The organism is Corynebacterium callunae (genome assembly GCF_046592015.1).
GTDB lineage: Bacteria > Actinomycetota > Actinomycetes > Mycobacteriales > Mycobacteriaceae > Corynebacterium > Corynebacterium callunae_A.
Genome location: NZ_JAWVOB010000006.1, coordinates 37,691 through 63,711, shown reverse-complemented (window position 1 = coordinate 63,711; position 26,021 = coordinate 37,691). Strand labels below are relative to the sequence as shown.

General features: G+C 54.1%; 22 protein-coding genes. 4 read left to right on the top strand and 18 right to left on the bottom strand.

The features are described from left to right. Positions 1-21: 21 nt before the first annotated feature. The 4 genes from tal (at position 22) to pgl (ending at position 4,454) form a co-directional block, all read left to right on the top strand. Positions 22-1,104, top strand: a complete 1,083-nt coding sequence (gene tal, locus SFC07_RS08095; protein WP_411207733.1) for a transaldolase — start codon at positions 22-24, stop codon at positions 1,102-1,104. 110 nt (positions 1,105-1,214) lie between these two features. Next, positions 1,215-2,750, top strand: a complete 1,536-nt coding sequence (zwf, locus tag SFC07_RS08090; RefSeq protein WP_411207732.1) for a glucose-6-phosphate dehydrogenase — start codon at positions 1,215-1,217, stop codon at positions 2,748-2,750. A gap of 23 nt (positions 2,751-2,773) precedes the next feature. Next, positions 2,774-3,733: a glucose-6-phosphate dehydrogenase assembly protein OpcA gene (locus tag SFC07_RS08085; protein ID WP_411207731.1), complete on the top strand. Its 960-nt coding sequence runs from the start codon at positions 2,774-2,776 to the stop codon at positions 3,731-3,733. A 10-nt stretch (positions 3,734-3,743) separates the two neighbouring features. Continuing rightward, entirely contained in the window at positions 3,744-4,454 is a 711-nt protein-coding gene (gene pgl, locus SFC07_RS08080) for a 6-phosphogluconolactonase (protein WP_411207730.1), read from the top strand. Between the two features lie 198 nt (positions 4,455-4,652). Here pgl and solA read toward each other — a convergent pair whose 3' ends face one another. The 18 genes from solA to rpe form a co-directional block, all read right to left on the bottom strand. Beyond that, positions 4,653-5,795, bottom strand: coding sequence for an N-methyl-L-tryptophan oxidase (gene solA, locus SFC07_RS08075; protein WP_411207729.1), 1,143 nt, complete (start codon positions 5,793-5,795; stop codon positions 4,653-4,655). A 58-nt stretch (positions 5,796-5,853) separates the two neighbouring features. Beyond that, positions 5,854-7,002 carry a tyramine oxidase subunit B gene (locus SFC07_RS08070; protein ID WP_411207728.1) on the bottom strand — a complete coding sequence of 383 codons (1,149 nt, stop codon included), beginning with the start codon at positions 7,000-7,002 and terminating at the stop codon, positions 5,854-5,856. Positions 7,003-7,005: 3 nt separating this feature from the next. Further along, positions 7,006-8,355, bottom strand: coding sequence for an ammonium transporter (locus SFC07_RS08065; protein WP_411207727.1), 1,350 nt, complete (start codon positions 8,353-8,355; stop codon positions 7,006-7,008). 354 nt (positions 8,356-8,709) lie between these two features. Further along, complete coding sequence (gene secG / locus SFC07_RS08060; protein ID WP_411207726.1) at positions 8,710-8,943, bottom strand: preprotein translocase subunit SecG; 234 nt, start codon at positions 8,941-8,943, stop codon at positions 8,710-8,712. Between the two features lie 97 nt (positions 8,944-9,040). Then, positions 9,041-11,800 carry a phosphoenolpyruvate carboxylase gene (ppc, locus tag SFC07_RS08055; RefSeq protein ID WP_411207725.1) on the bottom strand — a complete coding sequence of 920 codons (2,760 nt, stop codon included), beginning with the start codon at positions 11,798-11,800 and terminating at the stop codon, positions 9,041-9,043. Positions 11,801-12,029: 229 nt separating this feature from the next. Next, a complete protein-coding gene (tpiA, locus tag SFC07_RS08050) occupies positions 12,030-12,809 on the bottom strand; it encodes a triose-phosphate isomerase (RefSeq protein WP_411207724.1) in 780 nt (259 codons plus the stop codon). 172 nt (positions 12,810-12,981) lie between these two features. Further along, on the bottom strand, positions 12,982-14,199 hold the full coding sequence (gene pgk, locus SFC07_RS08045; RefSeq protein ID WP_411207723.1) for a phosphoglycerate kinase: 1,218 nt from the start codon (positions 14,197-14,199) through the stop codon (positions 12,982-12,984). 239 nt (positions 14,200-14,438) lie between these two features. Next, entirely contained in the window at positions 14,439-15,443 is a 1,005-nt protein-coding gene (gene gap / locus SFC07_RS08040) for a type I glyceraldehyde-3-phosphate dehydrogenase (RefSeq protein WP_411207722.1), read from the bottom strand. Positions 15,444-15,940: 497 nt separating this feature from the next. Beyond that, positions 15,941-16,924 (bottom strand): DNA-binding protein WhiA, encoded by a 984-nt coding sequence (gene whiA / locus SFC07_RS08035; protein WP_411207721.1) that lies wholly within the window; start codon positions 16,922-16,924, stop codon positions 15,941-15,943. Between the two features lie 273 nt (positions 16,925-17,197). Beyond that, a complete protein-coding gene (locus SFC07_RS08030; protein ID WP_411207720.1) occupies positions 17,198-18,265 on the bottom strand; it encodes a gluconeogenesis factor YvcK family protein in 1,068 nt (355 codons plus the stop codon). Between the two features lie 14 nt (positions 18,266-18,279). After that, positions 18,280-19,209 (bottom strand): RNase adapter RapZ, encoded by a 930-nt coding sequence (rapZ, locus tag SFC07_RS08025; RefSeq protein WP_411207719.1) that lies wholly within the window; start codon positions 19,207-19,209, stop codon positions 18,280-18,282. A 58-nt stretch (positions 19,210-19,267) separates the two neighbouring features. Continuing rightward, the gene (uvrC, locus tag SFC07_RS08020) at positions 19,268-21,340 is read right to left on the bottom strand and encodes an excinuclease ABC subunit UvrC (RefSeq protein WP_411207718.1); all 2,073 of its coding nucleotides are present in this window, start codon (positions 21,338-21,340) and stop codon (positions 19,268-19,270) included. A 7-nt stretch (positions 21,341-21,347) separates the two neighbouring features. Next, positions 21,348-21,911: a PH domain-containing protein gene (locus SFC07_RS08015; protein ID WP_411207717.1), complete on the bottom strand. Its 564-nt coding sequence runs from the start codon at positions 21,909-21,911 to the stop codon at positions 21,348-21,350. Between the two features lie 53 nt (positions 21,912-21,964). Further along, positions 21,965-22,444 (bottom strand): 6,7-dimethyl-8-ribityllumazine synthase, encoded by a 480-nt coding sequence (ribH, locus tag SFC07_RS08010; RefSeq protein ID WP_411207716.1) that lies wholly within the window; start codon positions 22,442-22,444, stop codon positions 21,965-21,967. Positions 22,445-22,446: 2 nt separating this feature from the next. Next, positions 22,447-23,718, bottom strand: coding sequence for a bifunctional 3,4-dihydroxy-2-butanone-4-phosphate synthase/GTP cyclohydrolase II (locus SFC07_RS08005; RefSeq protein ID WP_411207715.1), 1,272 nt, complete (start codon positions 23,716-23,718; stop codon positions 22,447-22,449). Between the two features lie 11 nt (positions 23,719-23,729). Continuing rightward, complete coding sequence (locus tag SFC07_RS08000) at positions 23,730-24,344, bottom strand: riboflavin synthase (protein WP_411207714.1); 615 nt, start codon at positions 24,342-24,344, stop codon at positions 23,730-23,732. Positions 24,345-24,346: 2 nt separating this feature from the next. Continuing rightward, complete coding sequence (gene ribD / locus SFC07_RS07995) at positions 24,347-25,342, bottom strand: bifunctional diaminohydroxyphosphoribosylaminopyrimidine deaminase/5-amino-6-(5-phosphoribosylamino)uracil reductase RibD (protein WP_411207713.1); 996 nt, start codon at positions 25,340-25,342, stop codon at positions 24,347-24,349. Further along, a complete protein-coding gene (gene rpe, locus SFC07_RS07990; RefSeq protein WP_411207712.1) occupies positions 25,343-26,005 on the bottom strand; it encodes a ribulose-phosphate 3-epimerase in 663 nt (220 codons plus the stop codon). Between the last annotated feature and the right edge of the window lie 16 nt (positions 26,006-26,021).

Sequence of the window (26,021 nt, the reverse complement as noted above, 5' to 3'; positions counted from 1 at the left end):
AACTTAGAGGATAATTTTTACATGTCTTATATTGACGATCTTGCTGAGCTCGGAACCTCCACCTGGCTCGATGACCTTTCCCGCGAGCGCATTACCTCCGGAAACCTCCAGGAAGTTATTAATCAGAAGTCTGTTGTTGGCGTGACCACCAACCCAGCTATTTTTGCAGCCGCGATGTCCAAGGGTGATTCCTACGACGCACAGATCGCTGAGCTCAAGGAAGTTGGTGCCTCCGTTGATCAGGCTGTTTACGCCATGAGCATCGATGACGTTCGCAATGCTTGTGATCTTTTCACCGGCATTTACGAGTCCACCAACGGCTACGACGGTCGCGTATCCATCGAGGTCGATCCTCGTATCTCCGCTGATCGTGACGCTACCTTGGCTCAGGCCAAGGAACTGTGGGCTAAGGTTGATCGCCCCAACGTCATGATCAAGATCCCAGCTACCCCTGGTTCCCTCCCAGCAATCACCGACGCTTTGGCTGCTGGCATCAGCGTCAACGTCACCCTGATCTTCTCCGTGGCTCGTTACCGTGAAGTTATCGCCGCCTACATCGAAGGCATCAAGCAGGCAGCTGCCAACGGACACGATGTATCCAAGATCCACTCTGTCGCTTCCTTCTTCGTCTCCCGCGTTGACGTTGAAATCGACAAGCGCCTCGAAGCAATCGGCACCGAAGAAGCACTTGCCCTGCGCGGCAAGGCGGGCGTTGCCAACGCTCAGCGCGCTTACGCTGTGTACAAGGAGCTTTTCGACGCTGCCGAGTTGCCAGCCGGCGCTAACACCCAGCGCCCACTGTGGGCGTCAACCGGCGTAAAGAACCCTGCATACCCTGCAACTCTTTACGTATCTGAGCTGGCTGGACCACAGACCGTCAACACTATGCCTGAAGGCACCATTGACGCTGTCCTGGAGCTGGGCAACTTGCACGGCGACACCCTCTCCACCACCGGCGCTGAGGCTGAAGAAGTATTCACCCAGCTCAACGCAATCGGCATCGACCTCGCTGATGTTTTTGAGGTCTTGGAGACCGAAGGTGTAGAAAAGTTCGTGGCTTCTTGGAGTGAACTCCTTGAGTCCATGGAATCCCGCCTGAAGTAGAATCAGGGGCAACAAGCAGCAAGCTGCATTTGTAACGGCACCGAGAACCATTGTGGTTCTCGTGGCCGTTACACATCTTTCATCAAAGAAAGGATCGTGACGCTTCCATCGTGAACACGACTCCCACCTGGACTAATCCACTTCGTGATCCCCAAGACAAGCGCCTCCCCCGAATCGCCGGCCCTTCAGGCATGGTGATTTTCGGTGTCACCGGCGACCTTGCCCGTAAAAAGCTTCTCCCTGCTATTTATGACCTCGCCAACCGTGGTCTATTGCCACCCGGATTCTCCCTGGTTGGTTATGGCCGTCGTGAATGGTCTAAGGAAGATTTCGAAAAGTACGTGCGTGAGGCAGCCGCTGCAGGCGCCCGCACTGAATTCCGTGAAAACGTCTGGGAACGTCTCGCCGAGGGCATGGAATTTGTCCAAGGCAACTTTGATGATGATGTAGCCTTCGATTCCCTCTCCGACACCCTTAAGCGTCTCGATGACACCCGCGGCACCGCAGGCAACTGGGCTTTTTACCTGTCTATCCCACCAGACTCCTTCGCGGCTGTCTGCCACCAGCTGGAGCGTTCCGGCATGGCAGAGTCCACCGAGGATGTCTGGCGCCGCGTCATCATTGAGAAGCCTTTTGGCCACGATCTAAAATCTGCGCACGGACTTAACCGCCTGGTTAACGCCGTATTCCCCGAGTCGAACGTCTTCCGTATTGACCACTACTTGGGCAAAGAAACAGTGCAAAATATCATGGCACTGCGCTTTGCCAACCAACTTTTTGAGCCTCTGTGGAACTCAAATTATGTGGACCATGTGCAGATCACTATGGCCGAGGACATCGGCCTGGGTGGACGAGCTGGCTACTACGATGGCATCGGTGCTGCTCGTGACGTTATCCAGAATCACCTCATCCAGCTCTTGGCCCTGGTTGCCATGGAAGAGCCAATTTCCTTCACTCCAAAGCAGCTCCAGGCTGAAAAGATTAAGGTTCTTAGCGCCACCAAACCGGTTTATCCGCTGAACAAAACTTCTGCCCGTGGCCAATACGCCTCCGGTTGGCAGGGCTCTGAGTACGTTAAGGGTCTGCGCGAGGAAGATGGATTTGATCCAAATTCCACCACCGAGACCTACGCAGCGTGCACCCTGGAGATCACTTCTCGCCGCTGGGCTGGAGTTCCTTTCTACCTGCGTACCGGCAAGCGCTTGGGCCGTCGCGTAACCGAAATTGCCGTGGTCTTTAAAGACGCACCACACCAGCCTTTTGATGCTGGAATGACGACATCACTTGGCCAAAATGCCATCGTGATCCGCGTGCAGCCTGATGAGGGTGTGCTTATTCGCTTTGGTTCCAAGGTTCCTGGCTCTGCTATGGAAGTTCGTGATGTCAATATGGACTTCTCCTACTCTGAGTCCTTCACCGAGGAGTCCCCTGAAGCCTATGAACGCCTGATTTTGGATGCGTTGCTGGATGAATCAAGCCTCTTCCCCACCAATAAAGAGGTGGAGTTGAGCTGGGAGATCCTTGATCCAGTACTGAAGGCCTGGGAAACCGCTGGTCAGCCGGAGGAATATGCGGCTGGCACCTGGGGTCCCAAGAGTGCCGATGACATGCTCGCCCGTAATGGCCACACTTGGCGTCGACCATAATTTTAGGAAGTTAGGTAAAACACATGATCTTCGAGCTTCCAGATACCACTACGCGTGAAATTTCCAAGACGCTTTCGCATCTGCGCGAAACCGGCACCCAGGGCACCACTGGTCGCGTTTTGACCTTGATTGTGGTCACCAATTCGGAAAGTGACGTGGCTGCGATTACGGAATCCACCAATGAGGCTTCCCGCGAGCACCCTTCGCGTGTGCTGATTTTGGTGGTTGGTGACAAGGCTGCCAAGACCAAGGTTGATGCTGAGGTTCGTATTGGCGGCGACGCCGGTGCCTCTGAGATGATCATCATCCACCTCAATGGACCAGTAGCTGAAAACCTGCAGTCAGTGGTTACTCCCCTGTTGCTTCCTGATACCCCAATCGTTGCTTGGTGGCCAGGCCAGTCTCCAGAAAATCCTGCTAAGGATCCAATTGGAAAGATTGCGCATCGTCGCATCACCGATGCACTCTATGATCGTGAAACTGCACTCCAGGACCGCATCGAAAATTATCACCCCGGTGATACCGATATGACCTGGGCGCGCATCACTCAGTGGCGTGGACTTGTAGCTTCCTCCCTGGACCAACCACCACACGGTGAAGTGACCGCGGTGCGGGTGCGGGGCGCGTCGACAAGCACCTCTGTTGACCTCGCTGCAGGTTGGCTGGCACGTCGCCTGGATGTCCCGGTTTATCGTGAATGCACTGATTCCCCCACCGTGGCCTGCGACGATGAGGGCACGCCACTGTTGTCAGTGGAGCGCCTGGAAATCGAGCGCACCTCCGGTTCCATTGTGGTGAGCATTCAGGATGCGCACACCCTGCGCGTGGAGATGCCAGACAAGGGTACCGCTCCAGCATTGGTGGCTATTGGCCGCCGCAGTGAAGCTGATTGTTTAGCTGAGGAGCTGCGCCATATGGATCCTGATTTGGGTTATCAGCACGCTCTTGCTGGTCTTTCCAGCGTTCACCGCATCGAAGTTTAAGGAATAAGCAATGGTAGAAGTAGTTTCTGCAGTTGATACCGCAGATCTTGTTGAGCAAGCAGCAGCCCGCTTTATCGAGGTTGTTTCTCAAGTTACCGCCGATAATGGCACTGCGCGGGTAGTTCTCACCGGTGGTGGCGCTGGCATTAAGTTGCTGGAGAAGCTCTCCGTGGATGGTGCAGAGTTGCCATGGGAGCGCATCCATGTGTTCTTTGGCGATGAACGCAATGTGCCGGTTGATGATCCTGAGTCCAATGAAGGTCAGGCGCGTACTGCACTATTGTCAAAGGTAGCTATTCCAGAGGCCAATATTCATGGTTATGGTCTAGGCTCAGTAGATCTAGCCGAAGCTGCTGCTGCCTATGAAGCTATGTTCGAAGAATTTGCCCCAGAAGGCTTTGACCTGCACATTTTGGGCATGGGTGGCGAGGGCCATATTAACTCCCTCTTCCCGCACACTGCTGCAGTTGCAGAATCTCAGCGCAAGGTTATTGCGGTTTTTGATTCCCCTAAGCCACCTGCAGAGCGTGCAACCTTGACCCTGCCAGCCGTCCATTCCGCTGAGCGGGTGTGGCTCTTGGTCTCTGGTGCCGAAAAGGCTGAGGCCGCTGCGGCCATTGTTGCTGGCAAACCAGCTGAGGAATGGCCAGCTGCTGGAGCCAAGGGCAAGTCCGAAACTTTGCTTTTCTTAGCCGCTGACGCTGCCACCGAACTTGCTTAAAGCTTTTAACCTTTAAGGCAGCTAGGCCGCTAAAAACTAAAAATCCGGGTGTGGGCAACCATCTTTATAAGATGGTTGCCCACACCCGGATTTTTTGAACCTTCTTCAAGCTTCATAGTGCTCAAAGTTAGTTAATATCCGCCGAGAGGCTGCCCTTACCCTGGAGAAGTGTGGCAGCAGGTCTTGCTAGGTAAGTGTCTATACCCCCACCTCCTCCTTAATATTTTGGTGCGCGCTGATACGGAAGTCTTCACTATAAAGTGGTGAATCCTGTCCAACTGCCAAATGTGCAGCCAGCTCGCCATAGGCGGGTGAAAGTTTAAAGGCGTGACCGGAGCCACCGGTAAGCACCACCACGTTGTCAACGGCATCAATGAGCGGTGCCTTGTTGGCAGTGTAGGTGTCATAATGCACGCTATAGCGGTTTGGTTCTGGATTTACGCCAGGGAAAAGATCGTGGGTTTTGCGGCCAAATTCCGAGATTGCCGCGCGGTCAAGGCGCAGATCCTCATCCTCAACATGTGCACCTAGTGGCACTCCCCAATCATCAAGGCCAGAAATCTTAATGCTGTAGCCATCCACACACGGAGCTCCAAAAACATGGAAACCATCGCGGTCACGGATAAAACAAGGCAGATTCTCCGGCTGGAAATCCTCAAGGTTATAAGGCAGGAACCAGGTCAAAGCCAAGCGTCTTACCTCGAGCAACGGAGCTACTGCGGGAAGCAGTTCCCCGGTCCAGCTACCGGTGGTGACAATAACGCGGTCAACTTTAGTGGTTTCCTCGCCAGCCTGAATGAGTACATGATCGCCGTTGTCTTCAATATTGGTGATCTTCTGGTGCTCGCGTACATCGGCGCCATTGGCCCGAGCGCCTTCGATTGCGCTCAAAACTGCAAGTTCGGGACGTAGCGCGCCACCTTCTTTGTCGATGACACCGGCCTCATCATCGCGGAAGTCTAGGCCTGGGAAACGCACGCGCATTTCTGCAGCGGTGAGGCGCTCATGGGGCAAATCATAGCGCTCTACTGATTCCACCAAACGCTGGAATGGTGCTTCATCTTCTTTGCCGGTGCTTAAGACGCCGAAATTATGAAAGAGCTGGCGGCCGGATTCTTCGCTGAGCTGCGACCACAGGTCCTTAGCTCGTTTAAGTAGCGGAACATAGGTGCTGCCCTCGTGATACGCCATACGGAAAAGCCTGGATTCTCCGGTAAAAGCGCCATATCCATGGGCAAGTCCAAATTGTTCAAATCCAATGGCCTCGACGCCAGGGATTTTGCTCAAGTGCCACAAAGCCATAGAACCTGTGGCTCCAAGACCGATAACCGCTACCTTCATAATTTCTGCTCCTTTAACTGCTAAGAATGATTGTGCTGCCTTGCTACCCCGCCAACCGTTAAGCCAGGTCTGGCTTCTCCCACAGGTTGAGTGAGGTGCCGATGCCCTTTTCCAATGCGTTTTCATAAACCTGGGTTGCCCACGCAACATCTTCTACTGGCATGCCGCCAACAGAGTACAAAACCACTTCTTCGTCATTGGTGCGGCCGGGAAGTTTGCCGGAGCAAATATCGCCGATCTGGGAGATCTTTGCTGGGTCTAGTTGACCGGAGCTAGCCAGGTCGTGCCAGTGGGTGCCTGGAATGCCCAGCAACTGGTAGGCCTGGGGGCCGTATTCCTCAGCCCACGCATCGTAGAGCCCCATGTAGTCAACGACGAGGCGGGCGTCGTCAAGCAAATAAGCGTCATCAAAGCGGGCGGCGGCCGGCAACAGCAACAGCGCACCTGGCTTGAGCCATTCTTTTTTGAAGTATGGGAAGGCGGAGGAACCCGCGGCGTCGGTGGTGGTTGCCGCGATGACGATGTCGGCGTCGGCAACTACTTCTTCCTCGGAGCCCACAGCGATGACGTCAATCTGCGGGAATTTTTCTAGTGCCCAGGTGGCAAAGGCGTTGATGCCGCGTTCGCTGCGACCCTTGACCTTGATGGTGGTGATGCCGGGGCGCTCTGCTAGGCAGGCCTCGGTAATGGTTTTTGCCATCACGCCTGGTCCAACCACTGCCAAGGTGGTGGCATCTGCAACAGCGAGGTGCTTCACACCCACGCCGGGAACTGCGCCGGTGCGGTAGGCGGAGAGCAGGTTGGCGGACATAATTGCCTTGGGTGCGCCGGTGACGGTGTCATTAAGCACGAAGGTGTGGATGGATCGTGGCAGGCCAGAGGCTTTATTTTCAGCGTTGGAGCCGTACCACTTAACACCGGTGTTCTTAAAACGACCGCCCAAATACGCCGGCATGGCCATGAAGCGACGGTCCGGGCCATCCTTTGGCATACCCTCAAACTCTGGATTCTCCGGGAAGGTGATCATCGCACCGTGAGAATTAGAGTTCAGGCCAGCCATTTTATAATCGCCTTGTGCAAGCAGCACCAAAGTCTCTTCCATGACGTCAACACATTGTGCAATATCCTTAACTCCCGCAGCGATCATGTCTGGCTCGCTGAGGAAGAGGAAATCAATAGCGGTTGCGGAAGTCTGAGTGGTGGTCATTGTTTATGCCTTTCGGTTTTCAATAATTTGCTTGTCGACGCCCACCTGCTGGGTGGGAATTACGGGTTCCTTGGGGATATCAGCGCCGAAGTTGGAGCGGCTTGCCATCCCAATTCCGGTGGAATTGAGCTGGTAGGCAGATTCCGCGTGCTCGGAGCCGTCGATGCCCTCGTACTCTTCTTCTGCAGTAATACGCAGTGGCATGATCTTGTTCAGCAAAGTCGCGATGATCCAGGTCATACCGAAGGCATAACCCAAGGTAACAATCGATGCCAGTGGTTCGCGCCAAAGCAAGGAGAGCTCGCCGCCGGCGAAGATACCTGCGAGTCCTGCCGGTGCTGCAGGATCTGCGAAGAATATAATAAAGATCGCGCCAGCGATACCGGCCATGCCGTGTACTGCAAAAACATCGAAGGAGTCATCCACACGGTGGGTGGTTTTCCAGCTAATTGCCCAGAAAGCGATGATTGCTCCAACTGCTCCCACTGCGAAAGCTCCCAGTGGGTTCACTGCATCTGCTGCTGGGGTGATAGCAACCAGGCCTGCGATGGTGCCGGTGATCAGACCGAAGAAGGTGGGCTTGCCGCTGACCAGGCGTTCCACGATAATAAAGCCCATCATGCCGCCCGCTGCTGCGAGCAAGGAAGTAACAACTACGTAGCTAGCCAGGAAATTAGCGCCACCTGCAGTGCCGCCATTAAAACCAAACCAGCCGGCGATAATCATGCCGGCACCGATAATCAACAGTGGCAAGTTGTGTGGGCGAACCGACATTGTGTGGCGACGTCCCAAAACCATGGCCAGTGCCAGGCCGGAAGCACCAGCATTCATATGGACTGCAGTTCCACCAGCGAAGTCGTGGAATTCCAGGATGTTCTTCATCCAACCGCCAACATATCCGGTCTCTGGGTTTGAGATTGCAAAGACCCAGTGTGCCAGCGGTGCGTAGACGAAGGTGAACCACAACACGCCGAAAACCAACCACGCGCCAAAACGCATGCGGCCGGCGGCACCTGAGGAAACCAAGGCCAGCGAGATAGCTGCAAAGAGGATATAAAATCCTGCCCACATCATCCCGCCTGCGCCATCATCTTCCATGACACTGCGGAAACCTACGTACTCTAGGGGATTTCCGATAATTCCCCATCCCCCGATGGAGTTTCCTAGAACAAGGCCGTGGCCATAAAGGATATAAACAAATGCGATGATGCCAAGAGAGCTCATCACCATCATGAAAGTGTTCAACACCTGATGCCCACCGAGCATGCCACCATATAGTAGCGAGAGACCAGGAAACATCATGCTCACCAATGCAAAGGAGGTGAGGATCCAGGCTAGATCTGAGGGGTCCATGTTAAAGGCCTTTCAGCTATGTACTGCTACCGTGCGAAGTATTTTCTATTCCGCTATAGGTAAATCTAGCCTAGTTTTTACCTATCGTTCAATAGATTTGCATTTTTATAATGAAGATCACTTCCTTTAACTCTATTAGCTACTTTTGAGGTTGCGGAATAAACGAGGTAAAGGAGCAAAAAGAGTGTCCCAGAATCGACATAATCCCACCTCAAAGGCTATAAATCCGTTGTAAATAACGCCCGCCACACCATTTATAGCTACTAAGGCCTCTTGGGTCTAGGTAAGGGCGATAGTTTGGGGCTTAAACCAAAAAACGACCTCCGAAGAGGTCGTTTTAGGAGCTTGATGCTTCTAGGAATAAGCCTGAATCAGGTTCAGTGCAATAATGCACACAAGCCAGATGAGAGCTACCAAGATGGTGACGCGGTCCAAGTTCTTCTCCACCACGGTGGAGCCAGAAAGATTGGACTGCACACCGCCACCGAACAGGCTTGAAAGTCCGCCACCCTTGCCCTTATGCAGCAAGACGAAGACCGTCATGAGCAAGCTGGCGACGACGAGGATAATTTGAAGCGTCAATGCCATGTGGAAACTTTTCCTTTTCCTTGAGAACTCAGGCCTTTGACAAACCTGATTTCGAATAACTCTAGATAGTATACACGAGCTCTTAAAGCCAGGCAGGCTAACCGGAGTTTCGCAGTGCTGTTGCCAGGCCATTCATGGTGAGCTGAATATTGCGGGAGACACCCGCACTCTCATCACCTGCGCGGTAGCGACGCATCATTTCCACCTGAATGACGTTGAGTGGCAATAGATATGGGAAACGGCTGCGCACGGACCTCGCCAAAAGCGGGTTATCATCCAGCAGATCATTCGCACCAGTGATCACACAGAACATCTCCTTGCTGAGGAAATACTCATCAAAGATCACCTGGTAGATGCGCTCTGCTACTTGCCTATCCGGAATAAGTTCCGAATAGAGCTTGGACAAACGCAGCTCTGCCTTGGACATCACTTGCGCCATATTATCGAGCACCGAGGTGAAAAATGGCCAGGTCTCATTGAGCTCCTGCAGCTCCTTAATGCGAGCCGCTGCTTCTTCCCCACTGCCAATCCACTGTTGTAGTGCAGTACCCACACCAAACCAGCCAGGCAGCATTACGCGGGACTGAGACCAGCTCAACACCCAAGGAATAGCACGCAGATCTTCCACTGAGGAGGTTTGCTTACGGGAGGAAGGCCGCGAACCAATATTGAGGGAACCAATTTCACGCAAAGGAGTGGACTGGGTGAAGTAATCAATAAAGCCAGGGTCTTCATGGACCAAGGAAGAGTACTTCTGCAGGCTGAGCTCAGAAATCTCACGCATAATCTCATAGGCGCGCTCTGGATTAGAAAGATCAGAAACATCAAGCAAGGATGCCTCGAGGGTGGCCGAAACCAATGCCTCCAAATTGCGGCGGGCCGTTTCTGGGCTTCCATACTTGGCGGAAATGATTTCACCCTGCTCGGTGATTCGCAGAGATCCGCGCACAGCCCCCTTGGGCTGGGCGAGGATAGCGTCATAGGAAGGTCCGCCGCCGCGTCCCACGGTTCCACCGCGGCCGTGGAAGAGGCGGAGCTTCACCCCGGCTGATCGGCAAAGATCTACCAGCTGCAGTTCCGCGTCGTAAAGCGCCCAGTTTGCAGAGAAATATCCGCCATCCTTATTGGAATCGGAATAGCCCAACATGACTTCCTGCACGTTGTCGCGTTGCTGCAGGTAGTTGCGGTAAAGGTCGATCTGCCACAGTTCCTCGAGGATGCCAGCGCCGGCCTGGAGGTCTTCGATGGTTTCAAAGAGCGGGATAACGTCGACGCTACCGCTTGGAGTATCGCCCTTAGCCTTGATTAGGCCGAATTCCTTGAGCAAAACCATGGGCTCGAGCACGTCGGTGACCGAAGATGCCATGGAAATAATGCAATGCGGAACCATGCTGGGGCCAAATTGCTGGACTGCGCGGGCAGCCATTTTGAAGATACCCAGTTCGCGGTCGGTTGCTTCACTAAACTCCCACTCGCCATTCGGGATCAAAGGACGTGGGCTGCGTAGCTCTTTGAGCAAAAGTTCAGTCTTGGCAGCTTCGTCGAGGTTTCGATAATCCGCTGTGACCTGCGCATTATTGAATAGCTCGGTGAGGACGTCCTCGTAACTCTCGGAGTTTTGACGCAAGTCCAAGGAGTAGAGGTTAAAGCCGAAGCTCTGCACGGCTGCATAAAGTGCCGCGAGGCGGTCATCGGCAATAAGATCATCATTTGAGCTGCGCAGGGAGGTATCCACGACCTTGAGCTCCGCGGCGAACTCCTCCGGAGTTGCATAAGGCTTAAAGATTTTAAACCAGGTGCCCTCGACGGCATGCTCACCAATAAGATGCGCGGTGGTGGCCAAAATTCGGCCACGGATGCCGTGTACGGCGCGACGATAAGGCTCATCAACGCGGCTTGGTACATCATTTTTGCCAGCGTCGGCGAGTTCACGCAGCTCAGCGGTGACTGTACTCATGCGGTCTGAGATGCTTAGCTCGTGTTCCAGGGTGTGCAGCTGACGACCGTAGTACTTCAGCACAGTTTCCGCTGCGCGGCTGGTGGAATAAGCCACGGTTTCTGCGGTAACAAAGGGGTTGCCGTCATGGTCGCCCCCAATCCAGGAACCTGGCTTGATTACGGCCTTTGCAGGCATCTCCTTGCCATAGCGGGCCTGCAACTCCTGCACCACATCGCGGTTAATGCGTGGGATTTCTTCAAGCAGGCTGAGCTTGTAATAGCGCAGCCCCACTTCAATTTCATCTTCAATGCGGGGACGCGCCACGCGGATCAGCGCAGTTTGCCACAGCACTGAAATACGGCGGTGAATATTCTTTTCAATATCTGCGAGCTTGGCCTGGGTGCGCGCAGTTTCTGGGGCAGCCAACAAAAGCTGACGTTCCTGCATATAGGCAGTAATCCACTTTTGGGCGTCAAAAACGGTACGGCGGCGGGTCTCTGTTGGGTGTGCGGTGAGTACTGGGGCAACCTGCGCATTGCGCAGCACCTCGGCCACCTCTGCGGCGCTGACCTCGGCCTCATCCAACTTCAGCCAGGTAGCTTCCAGGGTGCTATCGGGTGGGGTTTCACCGGCGTCCAGAGCCTCCTCCCGCGCTTGAGCATCATGCAGGTCCTCTGCCAGGTTGGCCAACAATGCAAAGTGGGTAAAGGCGCGAGCAATGGGGGTTGCTTGTTCTGGATCAATATCCTTAAACACCTCGACCAGGGTGTCCATCTCCACATTGCCTTTGGCGATCTGGAAAGAGGTTTGACGCGCACGTTCAACTAGCTCATAAACTTCTGGGCCTTCTTGCTCGGAAATTACTTTTCCCAGGATGCGCCCGAGAAAACGGATATCGTCACGCAAAAGATCATTCACTGTACTTAAAACTCCTCGAAGAGTGTCCTGCAATGATGTCATCAAAAACCTGCACAATAAAATAGTCGCCCAGCACTATGTAGGAGATACTGGGCGACTTTTGAGGTTTAAGCAGCTGAGGAATCTTCAGAGGTGGTGAAAATTCCTCAACTCTTTAGTATGGCCGGGTGTATCTGGTGTACTACCTAGCCATGGTTCCGGGCGTTAAAGCCCGAAGGTATAGCTAGGGTTAAGCAACGGTTGCAGCGTTTGCTGCGAGCTTGGCAAATGCCTCACCATCGAGGGAAGCACCGCCAACTAGGCCGCCATCAACGTCAGGCTGTCCGACGATTTCTGCAACGGTCTCTGCCTTGACGGAACCGCCGTAGAGAATACGCAGGCCAGAGGCGATTTCCTCGCCAGCAAGCTCAACGATGAGGCCACGAATTGCTGCACACACTTCCTGCGCATCCGCAGCGGACGCCACCTTGCCGGTGCCAATCGCCCATACGGGCTCATAGGCAATAACAGTGTTGGCCAACTCTTCAGCGCTAAGTCCAGCCAAAGACGCACGAGTTTGCTTTACGACGTAATCAACGTGGGTGCCTGACTCACGGATCTCCAGTGGCTCACCCACACAAACAATCGGGCTAATGCCCTTGCTCAGTGCAGCCTTTGCTTTTGCAGCAACAAGCTCATCTGATTCGTTGTGGTATTCACGACGCTCGGAGTGTCCAACCACTACCCAAGAACAATTCAGCTTTGCCAACATGGTGGCAGAAACTTCACCGGTGTAGGCACCGGACTCATGCTGGGAGACATCCTGAGCGCCGAAGGTGACTTCCAATTTGTCACCTTCAATAAGGGTCTGCACAGAGCGAATATCGGTGAAGGGAACAGTCACAGCGACATCAACCTTCTCGTAGTATTCCTTTGGCAGAGCAAAAGCGAGCTTTTGGACAGTACCAATTGCCTGCTGATGATCGAGGTTCATCTTCCAGTTGCCGGCGATAAGTGGCTTACGTGCCATGAGTGACACACCTTTCTAATGGGTAGTGCTTGGAGGTAATTGCCTTTTAACAGGGCTTTCACTCCCCTGGCGCGCGGCGGCTTGGCGGTTGGGCGCTAGGGTGAACTATGAATTTCGTGGCAAAAGCCCTGTTAAAAGCAGTGGCATGATGCCACGGGAAAACTAACCGGGGTTAGCTGGCGAGAATTGCTACGCCTGGAAGTTCCTTGCCCTCAAGATATTCCAGGGAAGCGCCGCCACCGGTGGAGATGTGGGAGAAGCCCTCTTCGTCCAGGCCAAGCACGCGAACAGATGCTGCGGAGTCGCCACCACCCACAACGGAGAATGCTCCGTTGTTTGCGGTTGCGTCGATGATTGCCTGTGCAATACCGCGGGTTCCCTCAGCGAAAGCAGCGAACTCGAATACGCCCATTGGGCCATTCCAGAAGATGGTCTTGGCGGTTGCAAGAACCTCTGCGAACTTCTTGACGGACTCAGGTCCGATGTCAAGGGACATCCAGCCCTCGGGGATGGAGTCAAGATTAACGATCTGCTTCTCTGCATCCTTGTTGAACTCAGAAGCTGCAACCAGGTCAGCTGGAAGAACGATCTTGTCGCCGAAGCGAGCCAAAAGATCAGAGCAGGTGTCCTTCATTTCTTCCTGCAGCAGGGACTGCTGAACATTGTGTCCCTGAGCTGCGAGGAAGGTGTAGCACATGCCACCACCGATGATGATCTTGTCAGCCTTAGCTGCAAGTGCCTCAATAACACCGATCTTGTCGGAGACCTTGGAGCCGCCGAGCACAACTGCATATGGAGCTTCAGGAGCATCTGCGATCTTCTGCAGGACGGAGATTTCGGTCTCTACGAGGCCACCAGCGTAGTGAGGAAGGCGCTTGGCAATGTCATAGACAGAAGCCTGGGCGCGGTGCACAACACCAAAGCCGTCGGATACGAAAGCACCATTGTCTGCTGCGAGTGCTGCAAGCTGGTCAGCGAATTCGCCGCGCTCAGCCTCGTCCTTGGAAGTTTCGCGAGCATCAAAGCGAACATTTTCGAGGAGCAGGATATCGCCTTCGGTCAGGCCATTGGCGCGCTCGTGAGCGTCTTCGCCAACAACATCTGCTGCAAGTGCAACGTATTGTCCAAGTTCATCGGAAAGAGCCTCTGCCACAGGTGCCAAAGAGAACTTTTCATTAAATTCGCCCTTTGGACGACCCAGGTGAGCCATGACGATGACTTTGGCGCCAGCTTCGCTAAGAGCCTTGAGGGTGGGAAGTGAGGCGATGATGCGGCCCTTGTCGGTGATCTCGCGGTCATCGTTGAGTGGAACATTGAAGTCGGATCGAACGATAACGTGGCGTCCTTCGACGCCTTCGTCGAGCAGGTCCTTGAGGGTCTTAACAGCCATGCCGTACTCCTTGGAGTTAGAAAGAGAAGTTTATTAGTACCAGCAGTTGTCACAGCACCTGGTGGCAAGTGCCGAAGGTGAATGGAAGTTCTCCAAAGAGAATGTCCCTGTGTTGCTGGGCCGTATTCAATTGTATTGCCTTAGATAAGAAATAGCCCGGAGTGCGCCGAGGCACACCCCGGGCTATTGGGATGTCACATCACCTGAATATTCATTTCAGGGCGTTGACGTGAGCTTTTTTAGAGCTTGGAAGCAACGAGCTCGGTCAGACGCAGCAACTGGCAGGTGTAACCCCACTCGTTGTCGTACCAGGAAACAACCTTGACGGTGTTGCCGGAGACCTTGGTCAGGCCAGCGTCGAAGATGGAACCGTGGGAATCGGTGATGATATCGGTGGAAACCAGTGGCTCCTCGGAGTAAGCGAGGGTGTCGCCGAACTCGCCGGTAGCAGCTTCCTTGATAGCAGCGTTAACTGCCTCAACAGTGACCTCAGACTTGGTGGTGAAGGTCAAGTCAGTTGCGGAACCGGTGATGACTGGAACGCGGAGTGCGTAGCCATCAAGCTTGCCCTTGAGCTCTGGGAGAACCAAAGCAACTGCCTTAGCAGCACCGGTGGAGGTAGGAACGATGTTCACTGCTGCTGCACGTGCACGGCGCAGGTCCTTGTGAGGTGCATCGTGCAGACGCTGGTCGCCGGTGTAAGCGTGGATGGTGGTCATCAGGCCGTTTTCGATGCCGAACTTATCGTTAAGAACCTTAGCGATTGGAGCGAGGCAGTTGGTGGTGCAGGATGCGCCGGAGATGACGTTGTGGTTCTCAGCGTCGTAGGACTCGTGGTTAACACCGTAAACGAAGGTTGCGTCTTCGTTGCTTGCAGGTGCGGAGATGATGACCTTCTTTGCACCAGCCTCGATGTGAGCCTTTGCGGCCTGAGCATCGGTGAAGAAACCGGTGGACTCGATCACGATGTCAACATTGTGAGCTGCCCAGTCAAGGTTCTTTGGATCGCGCTCTGCATAAACTGCAATGCGCTTGCCACCAACGGTGATGGAATCATCGTCGAATTCAACCTCTTGACCCAAACGACCCAGGATTGAGTCGAACTTCAGCAAGGTAGAAAGGGTCTTGTTATCGGTGAGGTCGTTAACTGCGACAACCTCAAGATCCTCGCTGCGCTGCAGCACTGCGCGGAAGAAGTTACGTCCGATGCGGCCAAATCCGTTAATGCCAACACGAATGGTCATGTTGTTGCTCCTCTAAAGATTGTGGGAAATCCAATGTATGAAGATTTAGGGTCCGCGGGGGCAAAACGCCCCAAATTGGTTTTATAAACCAATCCACGGTCAGGTGCACTCAAAGTTGATTCGAGAATAAACCCGCTACCCAAACCTACCGACAAAGGTCATTTCGTCGAGTCAACTCGTTGTTAACCTGCTTTCGATTTTAGCGAGAAACCACAGATTCCGCAGCGCTTGCCAAAAATAACCAAACACAACCAAAAATCACTACTCACCCCTTATGGGGGCAATTCCCACATGGCCAGGAAATACTTTTGAACGTGAACAAATTTTTAACGTTGCACTTTTTCACAAACACACCCAAATGGGGGCAATAATGAGCTGAACTACATCAGCATAAGTCCAACGACCTTTGTCTCAAGAAAGCCGACCGTGTGATATAAATCACATGGTCGGCTATGTTAAAGCGCAATACCTGATGTCGTTTTTCCGGGCTGGAAGCCCTACATCTCTTCTAAAAGGTCATCTGTTACGGCGGAATTGGTATCAGGAATTCCCAAATCTTTTGCCCGTTTATCTGCCATTGTCAACAAGCGTCGGATGCGTCCGGCAACGGCATCTTTGGTCATTTGTGGATCAGCCAAGCGACCCAACTCTTCCAAAGAGGCCTGGCGGTGTTGTACTCGCAATTGCCCAGCTTCAGCCAAATGCTCTGGCACATCATCGCCCAGAATCTTCATGGCTCGCTCCACACGTGCAGCCGCGGCCACCGCGGCCCGAGCAGACCTACGCAAATTAGCATCATCAAAGTTGGCCAAGCGATTTGCCGGGGTTCGAACCTCCTGCTTAAGCCGCTTCTCCTCCCAAAGAATTCGAGACTTTTGGGCGCCGATGCGACTCAAAAGAGCTCCAATTGCTTCTGCATCTCTGATAATTACGCGATCAGAGCCCCGAGAATCCTTGGTTTTGGCCACTACCCCAATACGACGAGCACAACCGACCAAAGCCAAGGCGGCTTCTTGGCAAGGGCACACAACCTCCAAGAAGGAGGATCTGCCCGGTTCAGATAGTGATCCACTTGCCAAGAAAGCACCGCGCCACGCCGCTTCGGCATCACTGATTGTTCCCGAGACCACCTGCGGAGCAAGCCCACGGACAGGATATCCAGACCGTGTAACCAGCCCGACGCGACGTGCCACCTCATCGGCATTGTCAATGATACGAACTAGATAACGCGGAGTTTTCCTGCTTACCGTGGGATTGACAGTGTGCAGGCCAACATCGGTTCCATAAAGAGAATGGATGAACTCTTGCAGTCGTTGACCAACTTTGAGGCTATCCAAATTGGCTTCAATTACCAGATGACCATGAACCGACTGCATTTCACCAGCAAAGCGCAGCATTGCTGAAACCTCTGCCGCCTTAGAGCTTTGTCTGCTGACTGCCACCTTTGTCAGTTCTTGTTTGATGTCATTGGTCAATGACATAATTAGTCCTCCTCAAAGCACCACTTGGTCGTAGGACTTGTCTTACTGTGGCAGCGAAGCTCACTTGGCCAAGCGCCTGCCACAGGTTAAACCTGTCACCAAATATTATTTCAGTTTAGCTAGGTGGGTCATTGGGATTTTCACCAACACCGCTAGCTCCTAGCGATCCCAGGCAATCCAGCGCTCCTGAACAATCCAGGGCTCCCAATAAAATAGGAGCCCACAAATGGAACTCCACTCCCCTGGTGGAAATCCCACTAAATCGCGACTGCTTTAGGCGCGGCCACTGCGAGAGTTTCTAAAGCTCTCATACAGGGCAGAACCTAGTTTTACTGGATCATGAACACTGGTAAATCGTCCACGTCCATCTTCTGCACGGACATCTACAAAGGAGACTTCTGCCTCTAAGGTTTGGGCAGCACGCTCAATGTGCAGACGCTCAGAAGGTGTGGTGATGGTTCCGGAATCAACAATGACCTGATCCATCTTTAGATCGCGGGCATGCTGTCGCAACATATGAATGTGGCGTTCAACAGAAAATCCCGCAGTTTCACCTGGCTCAGTGGTGAGGTTTAGCACCACTGCCTTGGTGGCTTTGGTTTCAGCAAGGGCATCCACCACGTTAGGGACCAAAATATGGGGAATAACCGAGGAGAACCAGGAGCCAGGTCCCAAAGTCACCAAATCGGCATTGAGGATCGCATCAATAGCAACTGGGTTCGCCACAGGAACATCTGGAACAATGCGCACTCTGCGAACTTGGCCCAGAGTTGTGGCAACTGCAACCTGACCGCGGACCTGAGTCATCACGCGGGGATCAGTATCAAGTCCAGAGACTTCAGCCTCAATATCAAGTGGTTCAGAACATACTGGAATGACTCGTCCGCGAGCACCAATAATCTCGGCCACTTTATCGAGGGCATGTTGGGAAGTACCCAGAATGTCTGTTAGTGCAACGATCATGAGGTTTCCTAAGGCGTGGCCAGCTAGTGCCCCATGTCCGCCAAAGCGATGTTGCAACAGGGTTTCCCACAGAACTCCTTCCCCATTATCTGAGGTCAGCGCTGCGAGTGCCATGCGAAGATCACCGGGTGGAATTTGTCCCAACTCACGGCGGATGCGTCCGGAGGAGCCTCCGTCGTCAGCTACGGTAACAATGGCGTTAATGTGCTCAGGCGAACAGCTACGTGCAGCACGCAAGGTTTGGAAAAGGCCGTGCCCGCCACCGAGGCTAGTAATCGTCGATGGTTTTTCTTTAAATACCGAATTACTAGATACCTCCACCTCAACTGCAGGCTCTGGAGATTCGGGGTCGCCAAAAGAGTTCTGTGGAGTAGTCATAAATCTCCTACCTCCTAATGGCGATTAATGTCGCGGTGAACCACAGAGACATCAAGGTCGGTGGCATCGCTTAGACGGCGCGCCAATTCTTCAGAAACTGCCACTGAGCGGTGGTGTCCGCCAGTACAACCGATGGCTACGGTGATGAAGTTTTTGCCCTCATGGCGATAGCCCGGGAGCATATCTTTAAGCATCTCCACAAAGTTATTAAGGAACTCTTGGGCGCCACGCTGGGCCAGCACATAATCAGATACCGGCTTATCGATGCCACGGAAAGGCTTAAGTTCTGGAATCCAGAATGGGTTGGGGAGGAAACGCACATCCACCACAAAGTCTGCGTCGCGGGGTGAGCCATGCTTAAAACCAAAGGATTCAATGGTCACATGCTGCACGCGGCTGGCAATGGACTTAAAAGAGGACTCAATTGAGCGGCGGAGATCATGAACGGAAAGCTCTGAGGTATCAATTACTACATCAGCGTCTTCTTTAATCTGTGAAAGCATAGTGCGTTCGCGTTCGATGCCTACCTGCAGAGTCTGACTACCCTGCAGCGGGTGGGTGCGACGCACATTATCAAAGCGCTTAATTAGCACATCATCTCGGGCATCTAGGAAGAGCACAGTTGGGGCCAGATCCTTGGCCACCAACTCGGCAGCTACTTGGGCAAGCCCACCACTGAATTCACGGGAGCGCACATCGCAGACAACCGCCAGCTTATCTACCGGGGAGCCTTCCACGGCACACATATCCACTAGATCAAGGATGAGTTTCGGCGGAATATTGTGTGCCACATACCAGCCGAGGTCCTCCAAGACCCGGGCTGCGGTGCTCAAACCGGCGCCTGACATTCCGGTAATCACTACGGGAGTGAAGTTGTCACGGTACTTTAGCGGTTCGGCGGGCGCAGATTGTTCAGATGGTGTTAACCCAACAGATTGAATCATGCCTACATCCTAGCCAGCTCTAAAACCTTGCGTGGCAACTAGCGCCTTTACTAAACCCCTACTCAGGGTGCAGGCCGGCATAAATTGCCTCTGCCAGCTTCGGGCCAAAGCCCTTGAGCTCTGCAATCTCAGACACACTTGCCTCTTTAAGCTTGGCCACAGAACCGAAATGTTTCACCAATTCGGTGCGCCTATTTTGTCCAAGACCCTTGATATTGTCCAGCTCAGACACCCGCATCCGCTTGGATCGCTGCTGGCGGTGATAGGTAATGGCAAAGCGGTGCGCCTCATCACGGATTTGCTGCAGCAAAAATAGCGCCTGGGAGTTTCGTGGCAAAATCACCGGATCAGGGTCACCAGGAACCCAAATCTCCTCCAAACGCTTGGCCAGACCAACTAGCACCACATCTACAATGCCCAATTCATCAAAAACTTCTTGGGCTGCAGCTACCTGTGGTGCGCCACCGTCGACAATAAAAAGCTGAGGCGGATAAGCAAAGCGTTTATTGTCCGTGCTCATCTCCTCGATATTCTCATCGGCAAAGGTGGAGCCATCAAATTCCTCAGCAGCCGGCACCGCCAATTTATCCTTGTTGTGGCGCAAAAAGCGGCGGCGCGTAATTTCCGCGATGGATGCCACGTCATTGGAGTGACCATCACCAGCAGCTTCTTTAATGCGATAACGGCGGTAGTCAGACTTCCGCGGCAAACCATCTTCAAAAACCACCAGCGAAGCCACCACATCAGTGCCCTGAATATGGGAAATGTCAGTACATTCGATACGCAGTGGAGCCTGCTCCATACCCAATGCTTCCTGCAGCTCCTGTAAAGCAGCCGAACGTGCGGTGAGATCACCAACTCGCTTCAATTTATGCTGTTTGAGCAGCTCTTTGGCGTTTCGCTCCACGGTTTCCAGCAGCGCTTTTTTATCGCCCCGCTGCGGCACGCGGGCATCCACATTGGCGCCGCGCATATCGCTGAGCACCTGCAGCGTTTCCTCCGGTTCATTAGGCAAAACCTGCACCAAAATTTCCCGGGGCACCACAGCTGAGCGAGTCAAGGGAGCTTGGCGTTCTTGAGAGAGCTTGTCGACGCCCCGCCGCTCGATGAGCTCGGCGTCTTCACGGGCCTCAGAGTCCGCGCGCTCAACGGCGTCGCCATAAAATTGCACCAAAAAGTTCTGCATGAGATAAGGCAGCGCGGGGTCGAGCTCATCCTGCGTGGGGGCGTCGACAAGCTCCTGATCCCAGTCCCCAGTCTTTTCCACTACCCAGCCGCGTTGGCCGCGGATGCGACCGCCACGGACGTGGAAGATTTGGACGGCGGCTTCCAGTTCATCGCTGGCAAAGGCGATGATATCGGCGTCGGTGCCATCACCGAGCACCACCGATTGCTTTTCCATGACCTTGTTGATCGCCTCAAGATCATCACGCAAGCGGGCAGCGCGCTCGAATTCGAGGTCGGCGGCGGCAGTTTCCATATCTGCGTGGAGCTTGCGGGTGACCTTATCGGTATGCCCGGACATAAAAGAGGTAAAACCCTCAACGATCTCGCGGTGCTCAGATTCACTCACCCGGCCCACACAGGGCGCCGCGCACTTATCGATATATCCCAACAGGCAAGGTCGCCCGAGGTTTTCATGGCGGTTAAAAACCCCCTTTGAGCAGGTACGCATGGGGAAAACACGAGTCAGTAGATCCAGAGTTTCGCGCACTGCCCAGGCATGCGAATAGGGGCCAAAATAACGCACACCTTTACGGCGTGGTCCGCGATAAAAATAGGCGCGCGGAAAACGCTCGCCAGTGGAAACTGCGAGCATGGGATAGGTTTTATCGTCGCGGTATTTAACGTTGAAGCGCGGGTCAAATTTCTTAATCCAGGTGTATTCCAGCTGGAGGGCTTCCACCTCACTGGAGACCACGGTCCACTCCACCGAAGAGGCCGCAAAAACCATCTGCCGGGTACGGGGATGGAGCTGGGTAACATCCTGGAAATAATTGGATAGACGCGAGCGTAGGTTTTTAGCCTTACCCACGTAGATAACGCGACGGGAATCATCGCGGAATTTATAAACACCCGGCTCCGTCGGAATTGTTCCAGGAGCCGGGCGATATGAGGTTGGATCAGCCATAAACTATTTAGTCCTCGGGCATATACTTGTTTTCGAGCTCACGGAAAGCTGCAACAGCCTGCACGACGTCCTGGCCATCACTGGACTGGAAAGCCCACATTGGGACATACTCAAAATCAGGCAATTCCAAACGCGCTACTCGATTGCCCTTAGGGAAAGACATGCCATAGATAACAGCCCAGGGATAAAAACGAGTGCCTACGAAGTTGCGGACCTCTACCCCATCGCCATTGGCGCGCACGCGAGCGCGGGTAAAAGCAAAGTACAAAGCAACAGAGATCACAATGCCAATGCCAGGGAAAGCCAGCTTGTCAACGGTGGTTACGGCAGCGCCGGTAAAGTCCACGCCCACCACAGCGCCCATAAAGATATGAACAGCCATAACAACCACAACTACCACCCAGGCCAGGCGCTTCATGGTCTTGGAGGTAACCACTAGCTCCCAGGGCTTTGTGGTGGTGGTGCCTGCAAAAGCGGCAGTGTATTCCTGAAGCTCTGCGTCGCTTAAGCCCCCGGCCTGTTGAGCGCTTTTGAGGTTATCCGGTGCTCCATCGGGGGCGTTGCTTGCCACGTTCTCACAAATCCTTCGGTCTTAAATGTCGCTAAAAGTGTTCGGGGAATAGTTTAACCCTTGTTGGCACGAATCCGAGAAAGCACCAAGGCAGTATCGATCGCAGCAACCATTGCTTCCGCGCCTTTATCCTCTACTGAACCTGGTCCACCGGAGCGTTCAATTGCCTGCTCTTCGGTATTGGTGGTCAATACGCCATTGCCAATGGGAGTAGAGGTATCAAGGGCGATGCGGGTTAGGCCCTGGGTAACAGAATCGCACACATAATCAAAGTGTGGGGTGCCACCGCGGATAACGCAGCCCAAAGCCACCACTGCGTCATGGGTGTGTGCGAGTTCCTGCACTACAACCGGCAATTCCAAGGCACCCACCACGCGGTATTCGGAAACTGTGGCGCCAGCATTGCGTCCCGCAGTCACCGCGTGATCATGGAGGCGATCGCAGATCTCGGCATTCCAGGTAGCAGTAACAACGGCGACCTTCAGCCCACTGGCATCTGGTAGCTCAATTTGGGGCAAACCTTCTTTAGCCATGCTTATTCTCCTTCGTGGTGGTTTTCTTCCCACTGTGCAACAGCGGGAAGATCATGGCCCATGCGGTCACGCTTGGTCTTGAGATATTTCACATTATCTTCGTGAACCTGCACCGGAATGGGAGTGCGGCTGGCAATGGAAATTCCATGTCCTTCCAGCCCCACCTTCTTGGCCGGGTTATTACTAATCAAGTTGAGGGATCGCACGCCCAAGTCATAAAGAATCTGAGCACTGGTGCCAAATTCGCGGGCATCGGCAGGAAGGCCCAAAGCTAGGTTGGCGTCGACAGTATCGGCGCCCTCATCTTGGAGCTGATAAGCGCGCAGCTTGGCCAAAAGTCCAATGCCACGGCCTTCATGTCCACGCATATAAACCACAACGCCGCGACCGGCTTCATTGATCATGCGCAGGGATTCATGCAGCTGCTGCCCGCAGTCGCAGCGTCGAGAAGCAAAAACGTCGCCGGTCAGGCACTCGGAGTGCACGCGGACCAGCACGTCCTCGCCGCCGTTGGATGCGACATCGCCGGCCACGATGGCCACCAATTCGGTGCCATCAACCTTAGAGCGGTAGCCCACGGCCTTAAAGGTGCCAAATTCGGTGGGCAGCTTGGTCTCTACCTGGCGCTCCACCAGGATTTCATTCTTACGACGCCATTCAATGAGCTGCGCAATAGAAATGAGCTTGAGGTCATGTTCATCGCAGAATCGGCGCAGCTCAGGCACGCGTGCCATGCCAGTTGGGTCTTCCTCGCTGACAACCTCGCAGATCACACCTGCTGGGTGCAAGCCTGCAGCCCGGGCGAGATCAACGGCAGCTTCGGTGTGGCCCGCGCGCACCAGCACGCCACCCTCGCGGGCACGCAAAGGCACCACGTGACCGGGGCGGGTGAAGTCCTTAGCCTCGGCGTTGGGATCTGCCAAAAGACGCAGGGTATGCGCGCGGTCGGTGGCGGAAATGCCGGTGCTGCCGGTGTTGGCATCAACAGTCACGGTATAAGCAGTGCCGCGCGCGTCCTGGTTCTGCGCGGTCATCGGTGGCAGATCCAGGCGATCGGCGTCCTCAGCGGTAAGCGGGGCGCAGATATAACCAGAGGAATAGCGCACCATAAAGGCCACCAACTCAGGAGTTGCGAGCTCGGCGGCGAAAATAATATCGCCCTCGTTTTCGCGGTCCTCATCATCAACCACGACAACAGCCTTGCCGGCGGCAATATCGGCGATGGCTGCTTCTACGGGATCAAGCGCACTATTATTGGATTCTTTTACATTCACAATTATTAAACCTAGTCCTCGGCTGGTGCTGGATTGACATGAGCACCCATCATGCGCTCTACATATTTGGCAATAACATCAACCTCAATATTGATACGATCGCCCACTGCCAATTCACCGTGGGTGGTATCGCGCAAAGTGGTTGGAATAAGCGAGACCTCAAACCAATCAGGGCCTAACTTGGAGACCGTCAATGAGGTGCCATTAAGCGCAATGGAACCCTTCTCCACCACATAGCGGGCTAAGTTCGCAGGCAGAGCAAAACGCAAAACGTCCCAGTTTTCGGAACTGGTGCGTGCGATCAGCTCAGTGGTGGCGTCAACGTGACCTTGCATAATGTGGCCGCCCAGGCGACCAATCGCTGACGTGGCACGTTCCAAATTAACGCGGCTGCCGGTGTTTAGAGTTCCTAAAGTGCTGCGATCTAAGGTTTCCTGCATGCAGTCTGCGCTAAAGCTGTTCTCTGTAAAATCAGCAACAGTCAAGCACACGCCATTGACTGCAATGGAATCGCCTAAGTGTACATCAGATAAAACAGTCGCGGCTGCGATCTCTAAGCGCACTGAATCTCCGAGGTTTTCCACCCCGGCGATGGTGCCTAGTTCCTCCACAATTCCGGTAAACATTTCTACAGTCCTTTTCTTTGCATCTCAATTAAGACATCATTATCAAGTTGTTGAACGGCTGAGGTTTCAAAGCGCATAATCTCTGAGATGCTTGTTTCCTGCGGCCAATTAAGAATTGAACGCCCTGCACCCAGCAACGCTGGTGCCACATAAGCCTGAATATTATCGACCACATCCATGCGCAAAGCCGCCGCAGCCAATGTCGGTCCGCCCTCAATGAGCACATCACGACATCCTTCTTCCCATAGCGCTTTTAGCGCCTCAGGAATTCCCGGGTATTGCTCAAATCCCAAACGCTGCAGGTTCCCTGCCCCAATTTCACGCTTGCCGACGACAACCCGCCGCGGTTGTCGGGGGTACAGGCGATCACCGGAGCGGGCGGTGAGCGAGGGGTTATCCGCCAGTGCAGTCCCGGTACCAACAATGATGGCATCGCGACGACTACGATCTTCATGCACAAAAGCCCTGGCTGCAGCACCAGTAATCCATTGACTGCTGCCATCGGTGGCAGCTGCAAATCCGTCTAAGGTACTCGCAAATTTGAGCGTGACATTGGGGCGTTCGCTTTTTACCGCATTAAGCCATGGCTGCAGTGTAGGAATCTTCACATCTAGAAAGTGAACTTCCACGCCCTTTAAGGCTAAAAATTCAGCTCCGCCGGCTGCTGCGGGGAAAGGATCGGCCTGGGCATAAAACACCCGCTGGATTCCGGCGTCGAAAAGCGCCTGGGAGCAGGGCCCCGTGCGGCCGGTGTGGTTACAGGGCTCGAGGGTGACCACCGCGGTGCCACCTTGGGCGCGCGCACCGGCGTCTGCCAGCGCCATGACCTCGGCGTGGGGGCCGCCCGGTGGTTGGGTGGCGCCGACGCCGACGATTGCACCCGCGGAATCTAAAATCGCAGCGCCAACAGCGGGGTTGGGGCTGGTTGTACCGCGGACTTCGGCAGCGGCGGCGATTGCCTGGGCTAAAGCTTCAGCGATCTCTGGAGGGGTCGTCATTTACTTGCTAGCTAGGGCTCGCAAGGTTTGCACAGCCACATTTGGGTCGGCTGCACCGTAGACCGCAGAACCTGCCACAAAAGCATCGCAACCTGCTGCTGCAGCGTCTGCAATGGTCTTTTCGCCAATGCCACCATCAATTTCGATGATGGTGTTAAGCCCGCGCTCATCAATAACGCGGCGTAGGGTGCGGACCTTTTCCAGCTGCTCTGGCATGAAGCTTTGGCCACCGAAGCCTGGCTCCACGCTCATGACGATGACCTCATCAAAATATTCCAGGTCATCAAGGTAGTCCTCAATGGGAGTGCCTGGACGCAGGGAGAAGCCCGCGCGTACGCCCTGCTCACGCAGGTACTTGGCCAAAGCAACGTGATCATCGGTAGCTTCCACGTGGAAGACGATGCAATCAGCGCCGGCCTTAATGTAGTTGTCCACCCACTTTTCAGGGTTTTCGATCATGAGGTGCACATCCAGGTCCTTATCGGTAACCCGGTTGATGGCCGCCGTCACGTCGGCGCCGAAGCTTAGGTTGGGCACAAAATGCCCATCCATAATATCGACGTGGATCCAGTCTGCATCAGGTACCGCTGCTACCTCCGCGCCGAGGCGGGAGAAATCAGCTGCGAGGACGGAGGGGGCGATCTTTGGAGTATGTTGTGCCATGTCCTAGATCATAGCC